The following is a 20,330-nucleotide window of genomic DNA, read 5'->3' as shown; positions in this document are numbered from 1 at the left end:
AAATTAAAAGGCATGAGCCCGGTAGATTACCGGGTTCATGCCCTCAAGGCTGCCTAAGTAAATAAAGTGTCTAACTTTTTGGGTTCACTTCATTTTGCAGCTCTTTTTCTTATGTAACAAAAGGGGGGTTGAGCGAGACTCCGGGCGGGAAAAGCCTATCCAGGGGAGACCTCAAATGCTGTAGACAAACTCGATTTTCATCGAGTTTGTCTACAGTCTGGAAGCCTCTAATTAAAGAGGTTGGAAATATTAGTTATGGCATTTTAATTGGTACATTTAATTGATGATAATCCCTATATGATCGATAAGATACCATTTTTTTATCCTGATAATGTCCATCCAACTGCAAAATTTTAGATCTATTGGTTTCTAAATAATAATTATACCCGTTTGTTTCTAAGTTATGGAAGGTATAGGGAATTCCAAGCATTTGTTTCTTGGTGACTTTTACATCAGGGTGATGTTGTATATAATAGGCCAATTGTTGTACAGATGTTGATGGATTGTCTGTGATATTAAATAATGTTTCCTTAATATTAGTTTTTAAATTATTCAAAGTAGTTTTTGCTTTATGTTTGGTTTTGTTGGAACGCCTTGTCATAAATATCACTCCCTACTCTGATTTATAGTTAAAAGTTGTATTATGTTATTACCAATCAGCAAACGGAGTAAACACAAATTTGAAACCTGGGGGGAACTTCTGCTAAAAGAGAAAGTCTTGGTAGAAAAGATAATGTTTTTTGGTAGGTTTAATGCCCATTTTAAGTGGTATATGAAGGATATAGTTTTATAGCAGTTTATTCCCCTTACTCCCTTTATTATGTTAGGAATTTTTTACGAAAGAATATCTTTTCAAGAATAATGTCGAACAAGTAGCACATATTCTTCTTTTGATTATTACTAATTATTTCCATATACTAAAGGAGTGATATATCATGAGGCAAATGTGTATTTACTGTTTTAAATGGGCTGACATAGATACGATGACACCAATTTTTGAACAAGGTAGGGAGTTCGTCAATTTTTATTGCGAAGATTGTGTTACTGCTGTTATGGATAACTTATTTAAGCTCCCATACAAACATGGCCGTTCCTATTCCGATGTATGCGAACAATCAAGAATACACTAGCATCAAGCAAAGCCTTTTAAAAGTTAAGCGATTGCTCATAGGCCATCTCAAAAGAGAAGGGCTTTTTTTGTTCGGTTTGTTCTTTTCTTAATAATATTGCATTTGCTTACTTTATTTAATATAAATGGGGTGCATGATACAAACATCCCTAGAATCACTTAATATAGGGGGACGGGGATTCAGAAATGAGTGCTCACCCAACATATGAATATCATTAGAGTTGAAGGCCTCCCACAGTTTATGTGGGAGGCCTTTGCATACTCACCGTTATTGTATTTTCATGGTCGCGTTTAATCGCTAGTTCTCACTTACAACATGTAATGCTTGAAGCACATATCCTGAGGGTCATATTCACTGAAGTACATTGTGCAACGGAAAGCTAGATTTTGATTTGATCTTACTTTCTATTTTAATGAGCGGCATAGGAGGCAAAATTCTTGCTGTTCGATAGGCACTTTCCACAATGCCAACCAGACGAAACGCTGGAATTTCGCCTGCTGTCTTTGTTTCCAGTGTGTTGCTTGCTTTTCCTTGATGAGCGCAAGATTTTAATAATCGATTTTCCTCTTTGAAATGTAATTTTAAAAATATAAATATCAAATTGAAATGATGCTCGAAATCATATATACTGAAAATTGAGAATTATTGGTAAATATTAGCCAGGTTTGGAAAATATCCGCATTTATCAACTTTAGAATAAGATACCCAATCGCTACCCGGAACGGAAAAGGATACACGATTTATTGCATTAGGGGATTGTGATGCCTGGTGAAAAAAGAACGGAATGAGAAATTGTCTTTCGATAGGTGTCAAAAGACAAAGTTGTTCCTTAGTTACTAAAGTGCGATTTTAAAGGGGTGGAAAATGATGAATATATGGACAAGCTGCACACTTAGTTCAATTCTGGCTCTTTCCTTACTAGCGCCATCCGTGTCCTTGGCTAATGAAAATCCAAATCAGGAAGCCGCTGTGAGTAAGGAAACTGCCAGCCAGTATCCCATGTTAAAGAAAGCAAAAAAACCTGAAGAAGCGGGCTTTTCGTCTGAAAAGCTGGAAAAGGTGGATCAGCTTATTGAAATGGAAGTGGCTGCGGGTTTTCCTGGTGCTGCCCTGATTGTCATAAAGGACGGAAAAATCGTCAAAAATGAAAGTTATGGATACAAACAGAAATATAATGAACATACACCTCTTAAGAAGTTTAAGAAAATGGAAAATGAAACGTTATTTGACCTTGCTTCAAACACGAAGATGTATGCAACCAATTTTGCCATTCAGAAATTGGTCAGCGAAGGAAAGCTAAATATCCAGGCAAGAGTCCACCAATACATTCCTGAATTCAAAGACACAAAGGAGGATGTGATCAAAGGAAAGGACAATCTGAGGATTATTGATGTTCTCCATCATACAGCAGGCTTTAGACCTGATCCCCAATACCATAATCCAAAGGTTTCGAAAGAACTCTACTCCCAGGAACGGGATAAAACCATCCAGTTCATTTCCAAAACACCGCTCACATATGTACCCGGAACACAGAATGTATACAGTGATGTCGATTATATGCTGCTTGGCGCCATTGTTGAAGAAATAACAGGTAAGCGGCTTGACACCTATGTTGAAAATGAATTGTACAAGCCGCTTGGTTTGAAAAATACAAAATTCAATCCTCTTCAAAAGGGCTTTAAGCCAATGGATTTTGCTGCAACTGAATTGCTTGGTAACACCCGGGACGGCGTGATAGATTTCCCTAACATCCGCACATACACACTTCAAGGGGAAGTACATGATGAAAAAGCCTTTTATTCGATGGGGGGAGTTTCAGGGCATGCTGGTCTTTTCTCCAATACGCAAGATATGGCCGTCCTCCTGCAGGTGATGCTGAATGGCGGGGGATACGGTAAACATAAGTTGTTTGATCAAAAAACCATCGATGAATTCGTCGCACCTTCCGCAATGAATCCTACATATGGACTTGGGTGGAGGCGAAATGGCGATGCTAGCATGGAGTGGATGTTCAGCCCTTATGCGAGCGACAGTGCCTACGGCCATACTGGATGGACTGGGACGGTCACGATCATTGATCCGGAGAAGGATTTAGGGATTGTGCTACTAACCAATAAAAAGCACTCTCCGCTCGTTGACCCTGTAGCCAATTCCAATCAGTTTTTTGGCGATCTCTTCAAAACAGGAAGCTATGGAAGTGTTGTGACTGCGATTTATGAAGCATTGGAAACGAATGAATGAATATCTCCATAAAGTAAAGGCCTCCGATTAAAGTCGGGAGGCCTTTATTCTTGTTATATGAATGTGTGGATTTCTTTTAGACAAACTTTAATTTTTTACACAGTTTGGGCAAGGATTAGATTTTTGTATGCTCCGTCTTGATGGAGCAAATTATCATGGACACCTTTTTCGATGATTTCCTCATTTTGTACAAACGATTATGCGGTCTTCCTTTTTAATTGCGGTTCTCGTGGCTATACCAGGTGTAAATTACCTAGGTTTAATGATGTTCTCTTTTGTAGGGGCAGGTTTAGGTGCTGCATTGGTTTTCGGGATTACATCGTTTTCGAGAGGTGGCATTATATCTGTAATGCTCGCGTTGGCGGGCTCGGCCGTTTCGTCCTTGCTTAGCTCACTTTCTACCGCTTTCTTGCATTCACTGGTTTTCAAAGAATATTGATGAGGGCTGTATAGGTAGAAAGCTGCATTGGGGAGTGATGAATCATCCCCTGAAAGATTTATTTTCAAAAAATATATTGACTGAATAGCTTGTATCCGCTTACAATAATATTTAGTTATTAGTGTATTTAGAAAATTGTAAAAGAGGTACTTGCATGACAAAGGAATTCGACAGAAGAATCGGGCGCCATGCAATCATGTACGCGTTTGCGGACGAAGAGGAAGAAGCCATATTGATGAATGATCTAAAGCGGATGGATTGGCTTTATGGAAAAGGTAAAGTCGGTTCAATGGAGCTGCAGAAAATAGTTGCGGCCATTGAGACATCAGCGAAAAGACTTGGATTAGTCAATCCCGATATGTATCGTGAAATGCATGCGCTGTATCATGCGATCATCGAAGCACTCCAAGGAGTGACACGCGGCCAAGTCGAGCTTGGCGGCCTTTTGAGGACTGCGGGCCTTCGGTTTGCAATCGTTCGGGGCAGGCCGTTTGAAAACGGGGACGAAGGTGAATGGATTGCTGTCGCAGTGTATGGAACGATTGGAGCACCTGTTCGGGGATTTGAACATGAAGCCGTTGGCTTGGGAATTAACCACATTTAAATAATTAAAAGCCTATAGTTATTTTAGTGAAATAGGGGGCTGTATTGAAAGACTGGATAAGTCTGTCAATATGGCCTCCTTTTGTGTGTTTAAAAAAAGAATAGGGGTGCAGGAAATGATAATGTTAACAGGTCAAACTTTAACGATTGAAGAAGCGAAAAAAGTATTGTATGGAGAGGCATTTGTCTCGGCTTCTGCCGAAAGTGTTAAGAAAGTGGAAAAAAGCCGGGAAGCGGTTGAAAATATCGTGAAACAAAAGAAAGTCGTCTATGGCATCACAACAGGTTTTGGAAAGTTCAGCGATGTATTGATTGAGTCTGAGGACGCAGAGCAGCTACAGTGGAATTTGATTCATTCCCATGCGTGCGGAGTCGGGGAACCGTTTCCAGAGGTGGTTTCGAGAGCTATGGTCCTTCTCCGTGCCAATGCGCTATTAAAAGGGTTTTCAGGTGTCCGTCCTGTCGTCATAGAACGTTTGATCGATCTTTTGAATGCTCATATCCACCCGGTCATCCCTCAGCAAGGTTCTCTTGGTGCAAGTGGGGACTTGGCGCCGCTTTCCCATTTAGCGCTAGTATTGATGGGAGAAGGGGAAGTGTTTTATAAAGGAGAGCGAATGGAGGCCATCGTAGCTTTATCGAAGGAAGGCATTCTTCCAGTGACACTTAAAGCAAAAGAAGGTCTTGCATTAATTAACGGAACACAGGCCATGACGGGGATGGGCCTAGTAAATTACATTGAAGCTGAACAGCTGGCCCATCAAACTGAAGCGATTGCTTCACTGACTTTAGAGGGATTACGCGGCATTGAAGATGCCTTTGATCCGGATGTTCATCTTGCACGCGGTTACCGCCAGCAAACAGAGGTCGCGGAACGGATCCTTCGCATGATCAGCGGCAGCCAGCTCATCACCAAGCAAGGAGAACTGCGGGTACAGGATGCTTATTCGCTCCGCTGCATCCCGCAAGTGCATGGTGCATCATGGCAAACTCTTGATTATGTAAAAGAGAAATTGGAGATCGAAATGAATGCGGCGACGGATAATCCGCTTATTTTTGACGATGGGGAAAAGGTTATTTCAGGGGGTAACTTCCATGGCCAGCCGATTGCATTTGCGATGGACTTCATGAAAATAGCTGTTGCCGAGCTTGCGAACATTTCAGAGCGCCGCATTGAGCGACTCGTCAATCCTCAGCTGAATGATTTACCGCCATTCTTAAGTCCGTCGCCTGGCTTGCAGTCGGGAGCGATGATCATGCAATATTGTGCAGCTTCACTCGTCTCTGAGAATAAAACACTCGCACATCCTGCAAGCGTGGATTCCATTCCATCTTCAGCGAACCAGGAAGATCATGTAAGCATGGGAACGATTGGGTCCCGACACGCACATCAAATCATTCAAAACGTTCGCCGCGTTTTGGCGATTGAACTCATTTGTGCGTTACAAGCGGTAGAATACCGCGGAATCGAAAAGATGGCTCCGTTTACAAAAGAGTTTTATACGGAAGCAAGAAAGCTCATTCCAAGCATTACACAAGATCGTATCTTTTCAAAAGATATCGAAGCAACGGCGAGCTGGTTACATCAAATCGATTGGAATTCATTTATTAATAGGAGTTTGCCTACAACTTAATATGAAGTGCGGAATATCCGAATAAACGTTAGGCTTATAGCCCTTTGACTTGGGTTTTAAGCCTAACATCGTTATGTAAATGCAACATAGATCCCAGAAATCCAAAAAGGTCCCGGCATTAAAATGACCTTTAAATAGTAATAAATGCAGGAAATGACCATTGATGGAATGATCGGCTTTACCTATTCGTGCTCGATTAAATATGCATTTTTGGAGGGGAATCTAATTTGGAAAATCGGCAATTGCAACCACCTGTCATAAATGAACAAAACCAGCCGTCAAATACTTTACAAAGGAAGCTGAAAGCGCGCCACCTTACGATGATTTCGCTGGGCGGTGCAATTGGAACAGGACTGTTTCTCGGAAGCGGGCCGGCCATTCACTCTGCAGGGCCTGGCGGTGCTCTGGTCGCCTACGCCGTAATCGGTATAATGGTGTATTTTATTATGACAAGCCTCGGGGAACTGGCATCATTTATGCCAGTCAGCGGAGCCTTCAGTACCTATGCTATACGTTTCATTGATCCGGCATTAGGGTTTGCGCTTGGTTGGAACTATTGGTTCACTTGGGCGATGACTCTTGCCGCGGAACTATCTGCGGCAACGATGGTAATGAAGTTTTGGTTTCCTGACAGCTCGTCTTTTTTATGGAGTTCTTTGTTTTTAGTTTTGATATTCTTATTGAATTACGTATCTGTTAAAGGATATGGCGAAGGGGAATATTGGTTTTCCCTCATTAAAGTCGCAACCATCATCATTTTTATCGTTGTCGGAATATTGATGATATTCGGAATTATGAATGGAGAAGCGATTGGTTTTAAAAACTTCACAGTTGGTGACGCTCCGTTTGCCGGTGGTTTTTTGGCAACATTGGGCATCTTCATTGCTGCTGGATTTTCTTTTCAAGGTACAGAAATAGTCGGTGTTGCAGCCGGTGAAAGTGAAGACCCGGCAAAAAATGTACCTCGTGCAGTTCGCAGCATTTTTTGGAGAATCTTCCTCTTTTACATCCTGGCCATAGTTGTTATTGGATTGATCGTTCCCTATACGAATGGCAATCTGCAGGGACATACAATCATGGTTAGCCCGTTTACGATGGTGTTTGAAAAAGTGGGACTGGCATTTGCTGCTTCCGTGATGAATGCCATCATTTTGACAGCCGTATTATCCGCTGGTAATTCAAGTCTTTACGTGACAAGCCGAATGTTGTACTCAATGGCAAAAGAAGGCCTGGCACCGCGGATTTTCGGGAAGCTTAACAAGCGTGGCGTTCCCATTTGGGGACTGATTGTCACTTCACTTGTAGGGATGTTGGCCTTTTTTGCTTCTATTTTCGGTGATGGAGTTATTTATATTTGGCTTATGAATGCGGTTGGAGTCACTGGATTTATATTTTGGCTGGGTATAGCGGCAAGCCATTATCGGTTTAGAAAGGCTTACATAGCCCAAGGGTATTCGCTGGACGATCTTCCCTATAAATCAAAATGGTTTCCTTTCGGACCGATATTTGCCTTTACACTTTGCTTTTTCGTTTTATTGGCGCAAAACTATCAAGCCTTTCTTGGCGATGGCATAAACTGGGCAAGTGTGATTGCTGCCTATCTTGGCATCCCATTCTTTTTGATAATGTGGCTTGGATATAAGTTCATTAAGAAAACAAAAGTAATTCCGCTGGAGGAATGCCAAATCGATTTTGATGAACATAGGAATGCAAAATAGACATAAGACTTCTTTAATAATTTGTTAGGATTAATTATTGAAAAATACAGCTTTTCTTTTTTAAGAAAGTTAGCAGCCTTGAAATGACAAGGTTCCTTACCGCCAAAGAAACAAAATAAACAATTATTTGAAGTTGATGCCAGTTGATTGAGCCGAAGTAACTGTTGGAGATGATTGAATCAATACGCATATTATCAATTTCATTTAAGGGATATGCCTTTTTTATCTCCTCCTAGATAATCTACCTAGGAGGGGATTTTTCTATTGGTGAAAAGGGACAAACATTTAAAACGTGAAGTAGTTCGATTAAAGTCGGAGGAGGTTCATTGAATTTATGCTTTGTTAAAAAGGCAAGAGATTTCCTTGATATAGCCTAGTTAACGTTTTTGTAAAACAGAGATAAACCCTGAAAGGGTTTGGAGGGTTATTTGGCATGGCCATGAATAATGTAACAAAAGGATATAAAATAATTCAGGTGTAATTGGGGAGGAAAGAATGGACACTATAATTTGCATTACAAAATGTTGAGTCTAACGTCTATATCAAATGGTCTATGAACATGTTCGGAATTAATTGTTCATCTACTTATTTAAATGTCCTTTCTTCTATATACTCACCGATTTTTCGGAACTTATCAAAACGTTGTTGGCGTAGTATGCGTTTATCTAATTGACCAAGTTCTTGTAATGCTTTTCGTAAGGTTTCTTTGATAAAGTGCGATTGAAGTGGGATGTCAATATGTGCTCCTCCTACAGGTTCTTTGATGATCTCATCAATCACCCCTAGTTCCATCAAATCCTTAGCCGTAATTTTCAATGCTTCAGCTGCTCGTTTTGCTTGTGTGGCATCCTTCCATAATAGTGCTGCTGCTCCTTCAGGTGAAATAACCGAATAAAATGTGTTTTCTAGCATATAGATTCGATTGCCGATACCAAGAGCCAATGCACCACCACTCCCACCTTCACCAACTACAAAACAGATGATAGGCACTCCAAAACTTGCCATTTCACGAAGATTGAGGGCGATAGCTTGAGATTGTCCGCGTTCTTCGGCTTCACGACCCGGGAAGGCTCCTGCCGTGTTGATAAATGTGACGATGGGGCGATTGAACTTATTGGCTTGTTGCATAATTCTTAGGGATTTTCTGTAGCCTTCAGGTTGCGACATGCCAAAACGACGATAGATATTGTCTTTAGTATTTTTACCTTTTTGATTTCCTAAGACAGTTATGGGCATTCCTTCGAAGGTAGCTATTCCTGAAACCAATGCAGGATCTTCCCCATAAAGTCTGTCACCATGAAGTTCAATAAAGTCTTCAAAAATATGGTGGATATAATCTAAAGTAGTAGGGCGTTGTTGAATTCTGGTTAGTTGAATTTTATCCCAAACTTCCATATTCTCGTTAAGATGAATTTTGATTTCATTGACTTTTTGCTCAAGATTATTTATTGCTTCGTTAAAGTCAAGATTATGCTTTGTAGACACCTCTTTCAATTCAGCAATTTGATTTTCAAGTTGTTTTAATACTTGCAAGTTCATCGTTTAAAACACTCCCTGAAGTCGAGATGATGGATTTTTAAAATGGTTGTTAATGATTGTTTTAATTCACTCCTATTTACAACCATATCCAGTTGCCCATGCTCCAATAAAAATTCAGAGGTTTGGAAATTTTCCGGAAGTTCTTCTCTTATCGTCTGTTCAATTATGCGTCTTCCTGCAAAGCCAATTAAAGCTTGTGGTTCGGCAATATTGATATCACCTAATGAAGCGAAGCTAGCAGAAACTCCACCCGTTGTAGGATTCGTTAAAACGGATACGAAAAGGATTTTTTCGTAGTTTAGTTGTTCTAAAGCAACACTCGTTTTAGCCATCTGCATGAGGCTAAGAATTCCTTCTTGCATACGAGCTCCGCCGCTTGCCGAAAACAATATAAATGGTTTTCGTGTTTTTATTGATTCCTCAATGGCTCTTGTGATTTTTTCGCCGACTGCTGAGCCCATACTACCCATACGGAAACGAGAATCCATGACACCAATCACAATTGGATAGCCACCTATGGAAGCTTCCCCAGTAATAACCGCATCATTTAATGCAGTCTTATTCATATCAGAAATTAATTTATCTTTATATTCAGGGAAGTTCAGCGGGTCAACGGAAATTAAACTTTTATTGAATTCCGAAAAAGAACCACTATCTGTAAGCATTGAAATGCGGTCATAAGCTGAAACCGGGTGGTGATAATGGCATTTCGGACATACATTCAATTCTATTTTCATAAGAGATTCATCAAAAGTTTCCCCACATGATTTACAAGTAAAAGGGATTGGAGTCATGCTTTTGTCTATTTCAAAAAAAGAATTCGATTCTAATTTTTCTCTCTTTAATGGATAAATCTCCATCAATCCTCCTTTGGTAAGACCGCTTTTTACAAGTTACGCTCACCGTTGCGTTTTTTAGCTTTTCATTAAAAAGTTTTATACAATCAGCAATCATCCAAGAGAATGAAGATTTTATTTGGTGGGTCTTCATTATGAAATTATCTATTCCTGTATGAATGCATTTTTACTTGGAAAATCAGAACGATTTTATCAGGGAAATACATAGGCTTGTATACAAATCGAGTATACAAACATTAAAAAACACTTATTATCTTCTATATGGAGAACAAAGGTTATCGATTGCTTCACCATTGATCCAGTTTCGATTTACCAAATAGCAAGGGGTCGTTTAATAAAGCGAATACTCCCATTAGTTAGTGTAAGCTCATAATATGCAATTACTAATATAATTGAATGGGTCATTCTTCCATGGATAATATTTTATTGACACATAATATTCAAGAGGACAATCTTGGAATGTAAATGAAACTTTAAGAGCTGTATATTTGTATAAATTGATAGAGATTTAATTGAAAGTAGAATTATCAGACTAATGGAAATTAAAAGAGAAATGAACCAAATGTTTAAGAAGTTTATGGCTAAGTTAGGGAAAAGTGCAGCAACTGTTGATTTACGCTACGAAAAACGTGCTTATTATGCTGTTCATCCATGCTCCTGAGAATCGTTACGTAGTGATCCAGGATGTCAGCCAGGGGCAGCAGGTATTTCATGTCCATGGTTTTTCCCTGCTGTTAGATTAGTGATGATATACAAAAAAAGAGCGACTGATTGTGTCAAATTGTAGCTGGTTTCACCAAGCGAGCCAACGATTCTGTCGTACCGTGCGCTTCACGCTCTTTTTCGTACTTCTGGTTTTGTTCGTAAAGAGTATTCAATTGTGAGATAATTTCACATTTATAAAAAAATGATAAATCGTGTGTCTGGAAATATATTTTCAATATCGCATTTTTTGCTTTAACCGTTGATAAATCAATGTTTATAGAAGGATGGTGCCACTTTCATATGAGGCACGATCTTAACATATATACTCAACAATTCCGCCGCACATCATTTGAATTTATATTCATTGTTTGTTAAGGTAATGAAGTGCTTTAGAGAGAACGGTTTATTCCGTGTGATGGGGATGGCCAAAACTCTAAAAAATAAAAACCATTATATTTCAGTTGATATATGCTGTGCCTGTTAGTTTCCTCAGTTGTATTGCACCCTCTTTCCCTACTTGAAATGCTCAAATTAGACACATTGGGAACCCATAATCATATTTCTATGCGTTTTGGTGTTATACTGCACTGCAAGTATCATTCTACCTGGTTAAGGAAATGAAGTACTTTAGAGGGTAGTCGTATGTCCATCATCCGGACAAAACTCTAAGTGGAAATCGTTTATATTACAGTTGGTATAGGTTGTGCCTGCTAGTTTCCTCAGTTGTGATTGCACCTCTTTTTCCCTACTTGAAATGCTCAATTAATCACACATATATAATCCAAGTAAAGAACTGCTTCTTGGGAATAATAAATATAGATTATTTTTTCTATGCACGTTATGCCCTGTGCCACTGAGTATGTGTCACTTCCGCTTTTAAAAAGATAGGGGTGGAATTTCGTTATTTCAAGGTACTTGTGCATTATTAATCCACTCGCATAAAACGGGGGAATTCAGCAAAACTGAATATCATATGGGCAACTATTAGAATGAGGTGAATTGATGAAGCCGTATGTAGAAGTCAGAAATGTCTCGAAAATTTTTGGCAAATCTCCAAAAGCAGCAACAGACTTATTGAAGCAAGGCAAAACGAAAAAAGAAATCTTGAAAGAAACAGGACAAACGGTCGGAGTGAATAATGTTAATTTCGAGATTTATCCCGGCGAGATTTTTGTTATCATGGGCTTGTCAGGAAGCGGGAAATCCACTTTGATCCGCATGTTCAATCGTTTGATCGATCCGACATTGGGTGAAATCTTAATTGATGATGAAGATATCGTGAAGATGAACGCGGCCCGCTTAAGGGAAGTCAGACAAAAGAAAATAAGCATGGTCTTTCAGAACTTTGCTTTATTTCCGCATAAAACGATATTGGAAAACGCCGAATTCGGGCTCGAAATTCAAAAAGTGGATCCAGCGAAACGTCATGAAAATGCGATGAAGGCACTTGAGGCCGTTGGATTGAAAGGCTACGAAAATCAACTGCCATCACAGCTTAGCGGCGGTATGCAGCAAAGGGTTGGGTTAGCCCGGGCGCTCGCAAGTGATACGGACATATTATTGATGGATGAAGCCTTCAGTGCCCTTGATCCATTGATTCGCAAGGATATGCAGGATGAACTGATCCAAATCCAAGATCAGTATAAAAAAACGATCATTTTCATTACACATGATCTTGATGAAGCATTAAGAATAGGGGATAGAATTGCCCTCATGAAAGATGGAAGTGTAATTCAATTGGGAACCCCTGAACAAATCATGATGAATCCAGCCAATGAATTCGTCGAGAAGTTTGTGGAAGATGTTGATCTATCAAAAGTATTGACAGCGTCTCATGTGATGATACGCCCAGAGAAGATCGCGGTGGACAGAGGTCCGAGGGTTGCCTTGGAAATCATGCGTAAACAAGGGTATTCCAGCATTTTTGTTGTGGATAGAAAGCAGAAGTTATTGGGGGCCGTGACTGCTGAACAGGCTCGTCAGGCAATGAGCAATAACCAATCGATCTCAGAAGTGATGTCAACTGATATCCCAACTGTAAAAGAGGATGAATTACTTGGAAACCTCATGGATGTGATGGCGACTTCAAGCTTGCCAATCTCAGTCATCGATGATCAGAACAGAATTAAAGGAATCCTTCTTCGCGGTGCCGTTATTGGTGCTTTGGCCGGGAATAAAGATTCCTTGAATGAAATGGAGAGTGAATAATTCAATGAATATGCCGAAAATCCCACTAGGAGCTTGGGTCGATTCTTTAGTGGATTGGATAACTATTGTATTTGCTGGATTATTTACATTTATTACGGATGTAATCGAGGGTCTTTTGAATATCTTGGTCGATGTAATGAGTGCAGGACCTTCGATTGTTTTAATCATCGTCCTGACCCTTTTAGTTACTTATACAAGCAAATGGCCATTAGGAGTATTTGCATTCATCAGCTTGCTATTGATTGATAATCTGGGTTATTGGGAATCAAGTATCCAAACTCTGGCAATCGTTATATTGTCAGGAGCTTTAACGATAGTGATCGGGATACCGATCGGAATATGGTGTGCACAAAATAAAACCGTGCGCAATATCGTAACCCCAATCTTGGATTTCATGCAAACGATGCCTGCATTCGTTTATTTGATCCCTTCGATATTATTCTTTGGAATAGGGGTAGTGCCTGGGATCATTGCGTCATTCATTTTCGCTATCGCACCGACGATCCGAATGACCAATCTTGGGATTCAGGAAGTGCCTAATGATTTGATCGAGGCATCGGATGCTTTTGGTTCCACCAGCAGCCAAAAGTTATTCAAGGTTCAAATACCATTGGCTACTCCAACGATCATGGCAGGAGTTAACCAAAGCATCATGCTCGCACTGTCAATGGTTGTTACAGCCTCATTGGTTGGAGCACCCGGACTTGGTGCTGATGTCTACAGGGCTGTCAGCCAAATTAATGTTGGGCAAGGATTTGAAGCAGGATTATCCATCGTAATCATTGCAATCATTTTAGATCGTATCACGCAAAACCTTCGTAAACCAGCTTACGAACATATCGTTAGCAGGAAAATCATTTTTACAATATTGGCTTTACTTGTTGTGGGTACTGCACTATTCGGTGCTTTTACAAAAGAAAAAGCTGTGAACGGGGATGAAAACAGTCTTGCTGCCAAGGCAAATTATGAAATCATCGGAATTGAACCTGGAGCAGGGATAATGAAGTTGACTAAAACGGCAATGGATGATTATAAGCTGGATGATTGGAAAGTGGTTGAAGGGTCATCGGCAGCGATGGTTGCAGAATTGAAAAAAGCAATTGATAAAAAAGAACCAATCGTCGTTACAGGATGGTCACCGCATTGGATGTTCTCGAAATATGACTTGAAATATCTCAAAGATCCGAAGGGAGACTTCGGTAAAGCTGAAAATATTAATTCGATTGCCAGAAAAGGCCTCGAACAAGATGCCCCTGGCGCTTATAAAATTCTTGATCAATTCTTCTGGGATACTAAAGATATGGAAGATGTAATGGTCAAGGTTACTGAAGGTATGACTCCTTCAGAAGCAGCAGAAAAATGGATAAAGGAAAATCAGGACAAAGTATCCGAATGGACCAAGGGTGCTGAATCAGGAAATGGTAAAAAAATCAAACTGGTTTATGTTGCTTGGGACACTGAAATCGCCAGTACGAATGTGATTGGCAAGGTACTGGAGCAGAATGGCTATGATGTAACATTGAGTCAGGTCGAAGTGGGGCCAATGTTTGCTGGCGTTGCAAACGGAAGTGCGGACGCAATGGTAGCTGCATGGCTCCCGGGAACACATCTTGAATACTATAATAAGTATAAAGATGAAATAGTTGACCTTGGACCTAACTTAAAAGGAACAAAGCTTGGTCTGGTCGTACCGGATTACGTCGATATTGATTCGATTGAAGACTTGAAATAAGAAAACGCGGGAATTTGTATGATCCCCTACAGGTAGGCTGTTCTTAACAGTTTACATGTAGGGGATTTTTCTATGGCAAAAAAGCGGCAAAGAATTTATGCGAGAAGTCAAACGTTTTAAGTTGGATTAAGGGTTAGTCATATAGTCAGCTTCGTGAGCGATAAAGAGTGATACCAAAAGGAAGATGTCCAATATAGCTTTTTGAAGATAAAGGTGATGTATGGAAGCAAGTCAGAAGTTAGCCGCAAATTCTGTTCATATAAGACCTATCCAGCTCAATTTTGTCCTGGCTTAGGATTGAACTGAAGGACGACAGTATACATCCAGCTTTAAAATCTACAATACCAGTAACGTTAAATCGCCTGAATAAATTGAGGGCGATTTTTTCTTTCATCAGAAGTAACACAATAACATTGTTTATGTATCCTTTTTCAGTTAAACGATAACCGATATGTTAATGAACCATTTTATACAAGTTGATTTTATTACAGGTGCAAAAGTAGTTCCCATTCTTAAGAAGGCATCAAGCTTGATGAGAAAGTCTTTTTAAGGGGAATGGTGGCAAAATTGAGAATTAATAAAGTGCGGGGTGTGTAAAACAAGCGGTTTTACAGGAGAAATTAGTTGGCATGGTTTTTGCTTATATAAATAAGAGTAAATCAAGAAAGGAGGGAGAGCTGAATAGCCAACTATTTGGTAAGAGTCTCGGAGAGAATGACGACTATTAAAGTACTCTTCTCCATTGTTTCAGGAACTATTGTCGGATTCGTACTAGGTTTGATCTGCGGATATGGATCAATTTACGGACGGTATGGAATATATCATCGTGAATCCTGGTACAAGATCATAAATACGGCCATGCAATTACTGATGCAGGAAGTGGTTGTATGGCTGCTCTGGATTGCGAAAGATATCTTGATGCAAGAGCGATCAAGTAATGGAGACAATCAGTATAACGTTGAGAACAAAATATAGGGAGGATTGTAATAATGAAAGAGATCAAAACTGAGCAAGAGTTTGATGAGGCGATTTTATCAACAAAACCGGTTGTAGCCAAATTTTATGTTGAATGGTGCCCGGACTGTCAGAATACCAATTTATTCATGCCAATTGTAGAAGAAGCGTATAAAGAAAAAATAGATATGATCGCAGTAAATCGAGACCATTTTCCGGAACTATTAGAGAAGTTAGATGTGTATGGAATCCCAAGCTTCATTGCTTTTCAAGAAGGGAAGGAACTTAATCGCTTTGTAAGTAAAATCGGAAAAAGCCAGGAAGAGGTTGAACAGTTTCTCAATCAAATCGTAGAAAGTGGGAAATTAAAAAGATAATCATTAATGCTGAAGGGTTAGATTGGTGAGCTACTTTATAAAATTGAGATGAGGTGCTTAGAATGGCAAAGATGAAGGATGAAATCCATTACAAAATTTTGATTGTAGGGGGTGGCAGTGCCGGGATTACGGTCGCAGCTCGTCTCTTGCGTGAATCACGTACTCTGAGCGGAAACATTGCAATCATTGATCCTGCGACGAAACATTATTATCAGCCATTATGGACACTTGTGGGAGCTGGCGTAGCTGACAAAACCGTAACACAAAGGGAGGAAGCATCCGTTATTCCGAGCGGAGCAGTGTGGGTACAGGATGCGATAACCACTTTTGAGCCCGATGAAAATGCTGTTGTAACAGCATCCGGAAAGAAACTGCACTATGAATATCTAGTTGTCGCAGCCGGGATTCAAATTGACTGGCATAAAATTAAAGGTTTAAAAGAGAGTATTGGAAAGAATGGTGTATGTAGTAATTACTCTTATGATTATGTTGATGGCACTTGGGAGGCGATCAGAAACTTCAAGGGGGGGACTTCCATTTTCACCAACCCGAACACGCCGGTAAAATGCGGTGGTGCTCCTCAAAAAATTATGTATATGGCAGAAGACTATTTCAGAAAATCAGGAGTTCGCGAGCAATCTTCAGTTATTTTCGTTTCAGGGAACCCATCCATATTCAATGTAAAAAAATATGAACAGGCACTTAATAAAATAATTGAACGCAAAGAAATAGAGACATATTTTATGCATCATCTTATTGAAATTGATGGTGAGAAGAAGCGAGCGACATTTGAAAACCTGGACACGGAAGAGCGCGTGAATATGCATTATGACATGATACATGTGGTACCACCGATGAGCGCTCCTGATTTTATCAAGAATAGTTCGCTCGCGGCAAGTAATGGGTGGCTGAATGTGGACAAATATACTCTTCAGCATCAACACTATGACAATGTATTTGGCATAGGGGATTGCACAAACCTGCCTACATCGAAAACGGGGGCTGCGATTCGCAAACAAGCGCCCGTGCTTGTGAAAAATTTGCTTCATCGGATGCGTGCCAAACTTATGGTTCATAAATATGACGGCTATACATCATGTCCGCTTGTTACCGGATATGGGCGGCTTATACTGGCTGAGTTCAATTATGATTTACAGCCGCAAGAAACCTTTCCCATCGATCAATCCCGTGAGAGGTTCAGTATGTATTTATTGAAGAAAAACTTGCTTCCCGTTATGTATTGGAACGGAATGCTTAAAGGAAAGATGTAAAAGCCATAACAAAACATAAGTATCCGAGGTGCTTGAAAGGAGAAGGATTCATGCTATTAAAGTATTTTTATGATGAGAAACTGGCTCAAGCTTCATACCTTGTGGGATGTCAGGCTACCGGTGAAGCGATCATTGTCGATCCGTCACGTAATATAGAACCTTACATAAAAACGGCAAGAGCACATGGTGTGAGAATCGTAGGCGTAACGGAAACACACATCCATGCAGATTTTTTGTCTGGTTCGCTGGAGCTGGCTTCCAGGCTTGAAACGACATTGTATTTGTCTGATGAAGGGAGGCCGGACTGGAAATATGAGTACGCAACTGGGTATGACCACCGCTTTCTGAGAAATGGAGATGTATTTGCCATTGGAAATATCCATTTTGAGGTGGTACATACGCCAGGACACACACCTGAGCATATATCGCTGCTCGTAACAGATGGGGGTGCATCTACCAAGGATCCGCTCGGCATATTTACCGGGGACTTTGTATTTGTGGGTGATGTGGGGCGTCCCGACTTATTAGAAAAAGCCGTAGGGGTACATGGTTCCTCAGAAAAAATGGCACGCATGATGTATCGGTCATTGCAACAATTTAAAAACTTTCCAGATTATTTGCAAGTATGGCCAGGGCATGGGGCGGGCAGTGCCTGTGGTAAAGCGCTAGGTGCGATCCCGTCGTCAACCATCGGATATGAAAAACGGACAAATTGGGCACTGCAATATAATGATGAAAATCTCTTTGTTGAAGCGCTGTTGGCTGGGCAGCCTGAGGCGCCCCCTTATTTTTCAATGATGAAGCGGTTGAATAAAGATGGAGCGCAACAAATCCGAAGGATATCAGCGCCACTTCCTATGGTGGGGTCAATAGATATTGTGCAGGAATGGTCGGAACAGGGAATAGTCTTGGATACGCGTCCGGCCAGTGCATTTGCCTCCAAGCATATACGAGGCTCAATTAATATCCCATATAACAAATCATTTGTAACGTGGGCGGGGTGGCTGTTGGATTATGACTTGCCTATATATCTTCTGGCAAGCAATGATGATGTTGCAGGTATTGTAAAAGATCTCCAGTCTATTGGCTTGGATCGCGTCATTGCAACATTGGATCCATATATCATTGAGCAGGCTGGCGATTCTGATTCACGTGTTATGAAATATGAAGAAGTGACAATGGACATGATAGATGACGCCATTCAAACAGAAAGCATCTATGTGCTAGATGTCCGAAGCATGGCCGAATGGCAGGAAGGCCATTTTCCACAAGCTAATCATGTCATGCTTGGCCATTTACAAGAACAGGCATCTAACCTCCCGCATGATAAACCAATTTTGGTTTATTGCAAATCCGGAGGAAGATCAGCCATAGCTGCAAGCCTTCTGCAAGTTCATGGTTTTAAAGAAGTACAAAGCCTTGTAGGTGGGTATGAGGAATGGCGGAAACGGAAGAAGTTGTGACCTACCAGAAATCTTGATGAAATGTTTTGATTTTATCATCTATAAGAAAATATTTCCTAAGATTGCAAAAGTGCTAATGTTTAGGATGAAAGGGTTTAAAAAAATGACCGCGGTATTAGGGAATTCAAATAAGATATTCTATGAAAATAAGAAGATTTTATAAGAGAAATGAGTTGGCATGACAATTGCTTATATAAAAGGCAGGATACACAAGCAAACATGAGAAGGAGAGATACTCGATGAAATATAACTTTGACCAAGAAATCCGTCGACTGGGCACTGACTGCGAAAAGTGGGATGATCTTGAAAATCATTTCGGCGTAAAGGATGTTATACCGATGTGGGTGGCCGATATGGATTTTCAGTCTCCACAACCTATCATCGAAGCATTAAAACAACGTGTGGAGCACGGTGTTTATGGCTACATGCTTAGACCGGAATCATATATAGAATCCATTGTTGGTTGGCTGAAAAGAAGACATCGATGGTCCGTTGAGAAAGAATGGATTACCCACAGCCCAGGTGTGATTCCAGCCCTATCGTTGGCGATTCAGTCCTTCACGCAGACAGGGGACAAGATTATTATCCAACCGCCAGTTTACCATCATTTTGCCCGCGTTATCAAAGCGAACGGCCGTGAAATTGTAAACAACCCGCTTAAGCTTGAAAATGGGCGTTATTTAATAGATTTCGAAGACCTAGAGGCAAAGATGGATTCAAAAGTGAAAATGTTGATTCTATGTAGTCCCCATAACCCAATCGGAAGGGTATGGAGCAGAGAAGAATTGACGAGACTGGGGCAGCTTTGTATGAAGCACAACATTCTCGTTGTCGCAGATGAAATTCATTTTGATTTTGTTTATAAAACACATACCCATATTCCTTTTGCCTCTATTTCAGAAGAGTTTGCGAATCATTCTCTTACCTGCATTGCTCCAAGCAAAACTTTTAACTTAATGGGTGTGCAGACGTCAAGCATCATTATTCCAAACCAGCAACTGCGTGAAAGGTATGACAGAGAACTTAATACATTATCCATTGGTTCACCGAACATATTTGGTGTTGTTGCGTTAGAGGCTGCGTACCGCCATGGAGAAGAATGGCTGGATCAGCTCCTCGAATATTTGCAGGGGAATCTGGAGTTCACTCTGAGTTATTTCAGCAAAAACATCCCGCAAATCAAAGTCATTCAGCCTGAAGGCTCATACCTTGTATGGCTTGATTGCCGAGAATTGGGAGTTGAAGAAATGGATCAATTTATGTTGCGCCAAGCAAGGGTTGCGATGAATGAAGGGCAGATCTTCGGTATGGAAGGTGAAGGGTTTATGCGACTTAATATAGCTTGCCCGCGTTCGATGTTGAAAAATGCGTTGGGTGGTATAGAAAAAGCTGTTTCCTCTTTGTGCAAAGCGTAGAAATTTATTTTATTATAGAATTATTTCATATAGCACTATAGCAG

13 protein-coding genes and 1 pseudogene are annotated in these 20,330 nt (G+C 40.4%); 11 read left to right on the top strand and 3 right to left on the bottom strand.

Annotated features, from left to right (window positions below; genetic code table 11):
• Positions 1–253 precede the first annotated feature (253 nt).
• Complete coding sequence (locus ACFRAK_RS23370) at positions 254–601, bottom strand: hypothetical protein (RefSeq protein ID WP_387604987.1); 348 nt, start codon at positions 599–601, stop codon at positions 254–256.
• 1,396 nt (positions 602–1,997) lie between these two features.
• Here ACFRAK_RS23370 and pbp4b point away from each other — a divergent pair.
• From pbp4b to ACFRAK_RS23350, 4 genes are all read left to right on the top strand, one after another.
• Positions 1,998–3,371 carry a penicillin binding protein PBP4B gene (pbp4b, locus tag ACFRAK_RS23365; RefSeq protein ID WP_394572582.1) on the top strand — a complete coding sequence of 458 codons (1,374 nt, stop codon included), beginning with the start codon at positions 1,998–2,000 and terminating at the stop codon, positions 3,369–3,371.
• A gap of 593 nt (positions 3,372–3,964) precedes the next feature.
• Entirely contained in the window at positions 3,965–4,414 is a 450-nt protein-coding gene (gene hutP / locus ACFRAK_RS23360; RefSeq protein WP_387604988.1) for a histidine utilization transcription antiterminator HutP, read from the top strand.
• A 115-nt stretch (positions 4,415–4,529) separates the two neighbouring features.
• Entirely contained in the window at positions 4,530–6,047 is a 1,518-nt protein-coding gene (gene hutH / locus ACFRAK_RS23355; RefSeq protein ID WP_192207589.1) for a histidine ammonia-lyase, read from the top strand.
• A 320-nt stretch (positions 6,048–6,367) separates the two neighbouring features.
• The gene (locus tag ACFRAK_RS23350; RefSeq protein WP_260288112.1) at positions 6,368–7,765 is read left to right on the top strand and encodes an amino acid permease; all 1,398 of its coding nucleotides are present in this window, start codon (positions 6,368–6,370) and stop codon (positions 7,763–7,765) included.
• Positions 7,766–8,350: 585 nt separating this feature from the next.
• Here the strand turns inward: ACFRAK_RS23350 and ACFRAK_RS23345 are convergent.
• Together ACFRAK_RS23345 and accD are read right to left on the bottom strand one after the other, a co-directional pair.
• Positions 8,351–9,304 (bottom strand): acetyl-CoA carboxylase carboxyltransferase subunit alpha, encoded by a 954-nt coding sequence (locus tag ACFRAK_RS23345; RefSeq protein WP_387604989.1) that lies wholly within the window; start codon positions 9,302–9,304, stop codon positions 8,351–8,353.
• A complete protein-coding gene (gene accD, locus ACFRAK_RS23340) occupies positions 9,301–10,098 on the bottom strand; it encodes an acetyl-CoA carboxylase, carboxyltransferase subunit beta (protein WP_260288113.1) in 798 nt (265 codons plus the stop codon). Before accD ends, ACFRAK_RS23345 begins: the two co-directional genes overlap by 4 nt.
• A gap of 1,770 nt (positions 10,099–11,868) precedes the next feature.
• Here accD and ACFRAK_RS23335 point away from each other — a divergent pair.
• The 7 genes and pseudogenes from ACFRAK_RS23335 (at position 11,869) to ACFRAK_RS23305 (ending at position 20,286) form a co-directional block, all read left to right on the top strand.
• Complete coding sequence (locus ACFRAK_RS23335; RefSeq protein ID WP_192207592.1) at positions 11,869–13,074, top strand: quaternary amine ABC transporter ATP-binding protein; 1,206 nt, start codon at positions 11,869–11,871, stop codon at positions 13,072–13,074.
• 4 nt (positions 13,075–13,078) lie between these two features.
• On the top strand, positions 13,079–14,806 hold the full coding sequence (locus ACFRAK_RS23330; protein WP_387604990.1) for a glycine betaine ABC transporter substrate-binding protein: 1,728 nt from the start codon (positions 13,079–13,081) through the stop codon (positions 14,804–14,806).
• Positions 14,807–15,642: 836 nt separating this feature from the next.
• Positions 15,643–15,744 (top strand): annotated as a pseudogene (locus ACFRAK_RS23325) (thioredoxin-disulfide reductase); the annotation flags it as partial.
• A gap of 51 nt (positions 15,745–15,795) precedes the next feature.
• Positions 15,796–16,137, top strand: a complete 342-nt coding sequence (locus ACFRAK_RS23320; RefSeq protein ID WP_144553213.1) for a thioredoxin family protein — start codon at positions 15,796–15,798, stop codon at positions 16,135–16,137.
• Positions 16,138–16,208: 71 nt separating this feature from the next.
• The gene (locus ACFRAK_RS23315) at positions 16,209–17,408 is read left to right on the top strand and encodes an NAD(P)/FAD-dependent oxidoreductase (RefSeq protein ID WP_387604997.1); all 1,200 of its coding nucleotides are present in this window, start codon (positions 16,209–16,211) and stop codon (positions 17,406–17,408) included.
• Positions 17,409–17,458: 50 nt separating this feature from the next.
• Positions 17,459–18,871, top strand: a complete 1,413-nt coding sequence (locus ACFRAK_RS23310; protein WP_387604991.1) for an MBL fold metallo-hydrolase — start codon at positions 17,459–17,461, stop codon at positions 18,869–18,871.
• Between the two features lie 239 nt (positions 18,872–19,110).
• A complete protein-coding gene (locus tag ACFRAK_RS23305; protein ID WP_387604992.1) occupies positions 19,111–20,286 on the top strand; it encodes a MalY/PatB family protein in 1,176 nt (391 codons plus the stop codon).
• Positions 20,287–20,330: the final 44 nt, after the last annotated feature.

This window comes from Peribacillus sp. NPDC056705 (genome assembly GCF_043656335.1).
The sequence above is the reverse complement of the archived record's forward strand: the minus strand, read 5'-3'. Positions and strand labels throughout refer to the sequence as shown.

Excerpts from the sequence above, each read along its gene's own strand:
- hutP (WP_387604988.1), top strand. The coding sequence starts at position 3,965 with ATGACAAAGGAATTCGACAGAAGAATCGGGCGCCATGCAATCATGTAC.
- ACFRAK_RS23310 (WP_387604991.1), top strand. The coding sequence starts at position 17,459 with ATGCTATTAAAGTATTTTTATGATGAGAAACTGGCTCAAGCTTCATAC.
- ACFRAK_RS23335 (WP_192207592.1), top strand. The coding sequence starts at position 11,869 with ATGAAGCCGTATGTAGAAGTCAGAAATGTCTCGAAAATTTTTGGCAAA.
- ACFRAK_RS23345 (WP_387604989.1), bottom strand. The coding sequence starts at position 9,304 with ATGAACTTGCAAGTATTAAAACAACTTGAAAATCAAATTGCTGAATTG.
- ACFRAK_RS23305 (WP_387604992.1), top strand. The coding sequence starts at position 19,111 with ATGAAATATAACTTTGACCAAGAAATCCGTCGACTGGGCACTGACTGC.
- ACFRAK_RS23370 (WP_387604987.1), bottom strand. The coding sequence starts at position 601 with ATGACAAGGCGTTCCAACAAAACCAAACATAAAGCAAAAACTACTTTG.
- hutH (WP_192207589.1), top strand. The coding sequence starts at position 4,530 with ATGATAATGTTAACAGGTCAAACTTTAACGATTGAAGAAGCGAAAAAA.
- ACFRAK_RS23320 (WP_144553213.1), top strand. The coding sequence starts at position 15,796 with ATGAAAGAGATCAAAACTGAGCAAGAGTTTGATGAGGCGATTTTATCA.
- ACFRAK_RS23350 (WP_260288112.1), top strand. The coding sequence starts at position 6,368 with ATGATTTCGCTGGGCGGTGCAATTGGAACAGGACTGTTTCTCGGAAGC.
- ACFRAK_RS23315 (WP_387604997.1), top strand. The coding sequence starts at position 16,209 with ATGAAGGATGAAATCCATTACAAAATTTTGATTGTAGGGGGTGGCAGT.
- accD (WP_260288113.1), bottom strand. The coding sequence starts at position 10,098 with ATGACTCCAATCCCTTTTACTTGTAAATCATGTGGGGAAACTTTTGAT.
- ACFRAK_RS23330 (WP_387604990.1), top strand. The coding sequence starts at position 13,079 with ATGAATATGCCGAAAATCCCACTAGGAGCTTGGGTCGATTCTTTAGTG.
- pbp4b (WP_394572582.1), top strand. The coding sequence starts at position 1,998 with ATGAATATATGGACAAGCTGCACACTTAGTTCAATTCTGGCTCTTTCC.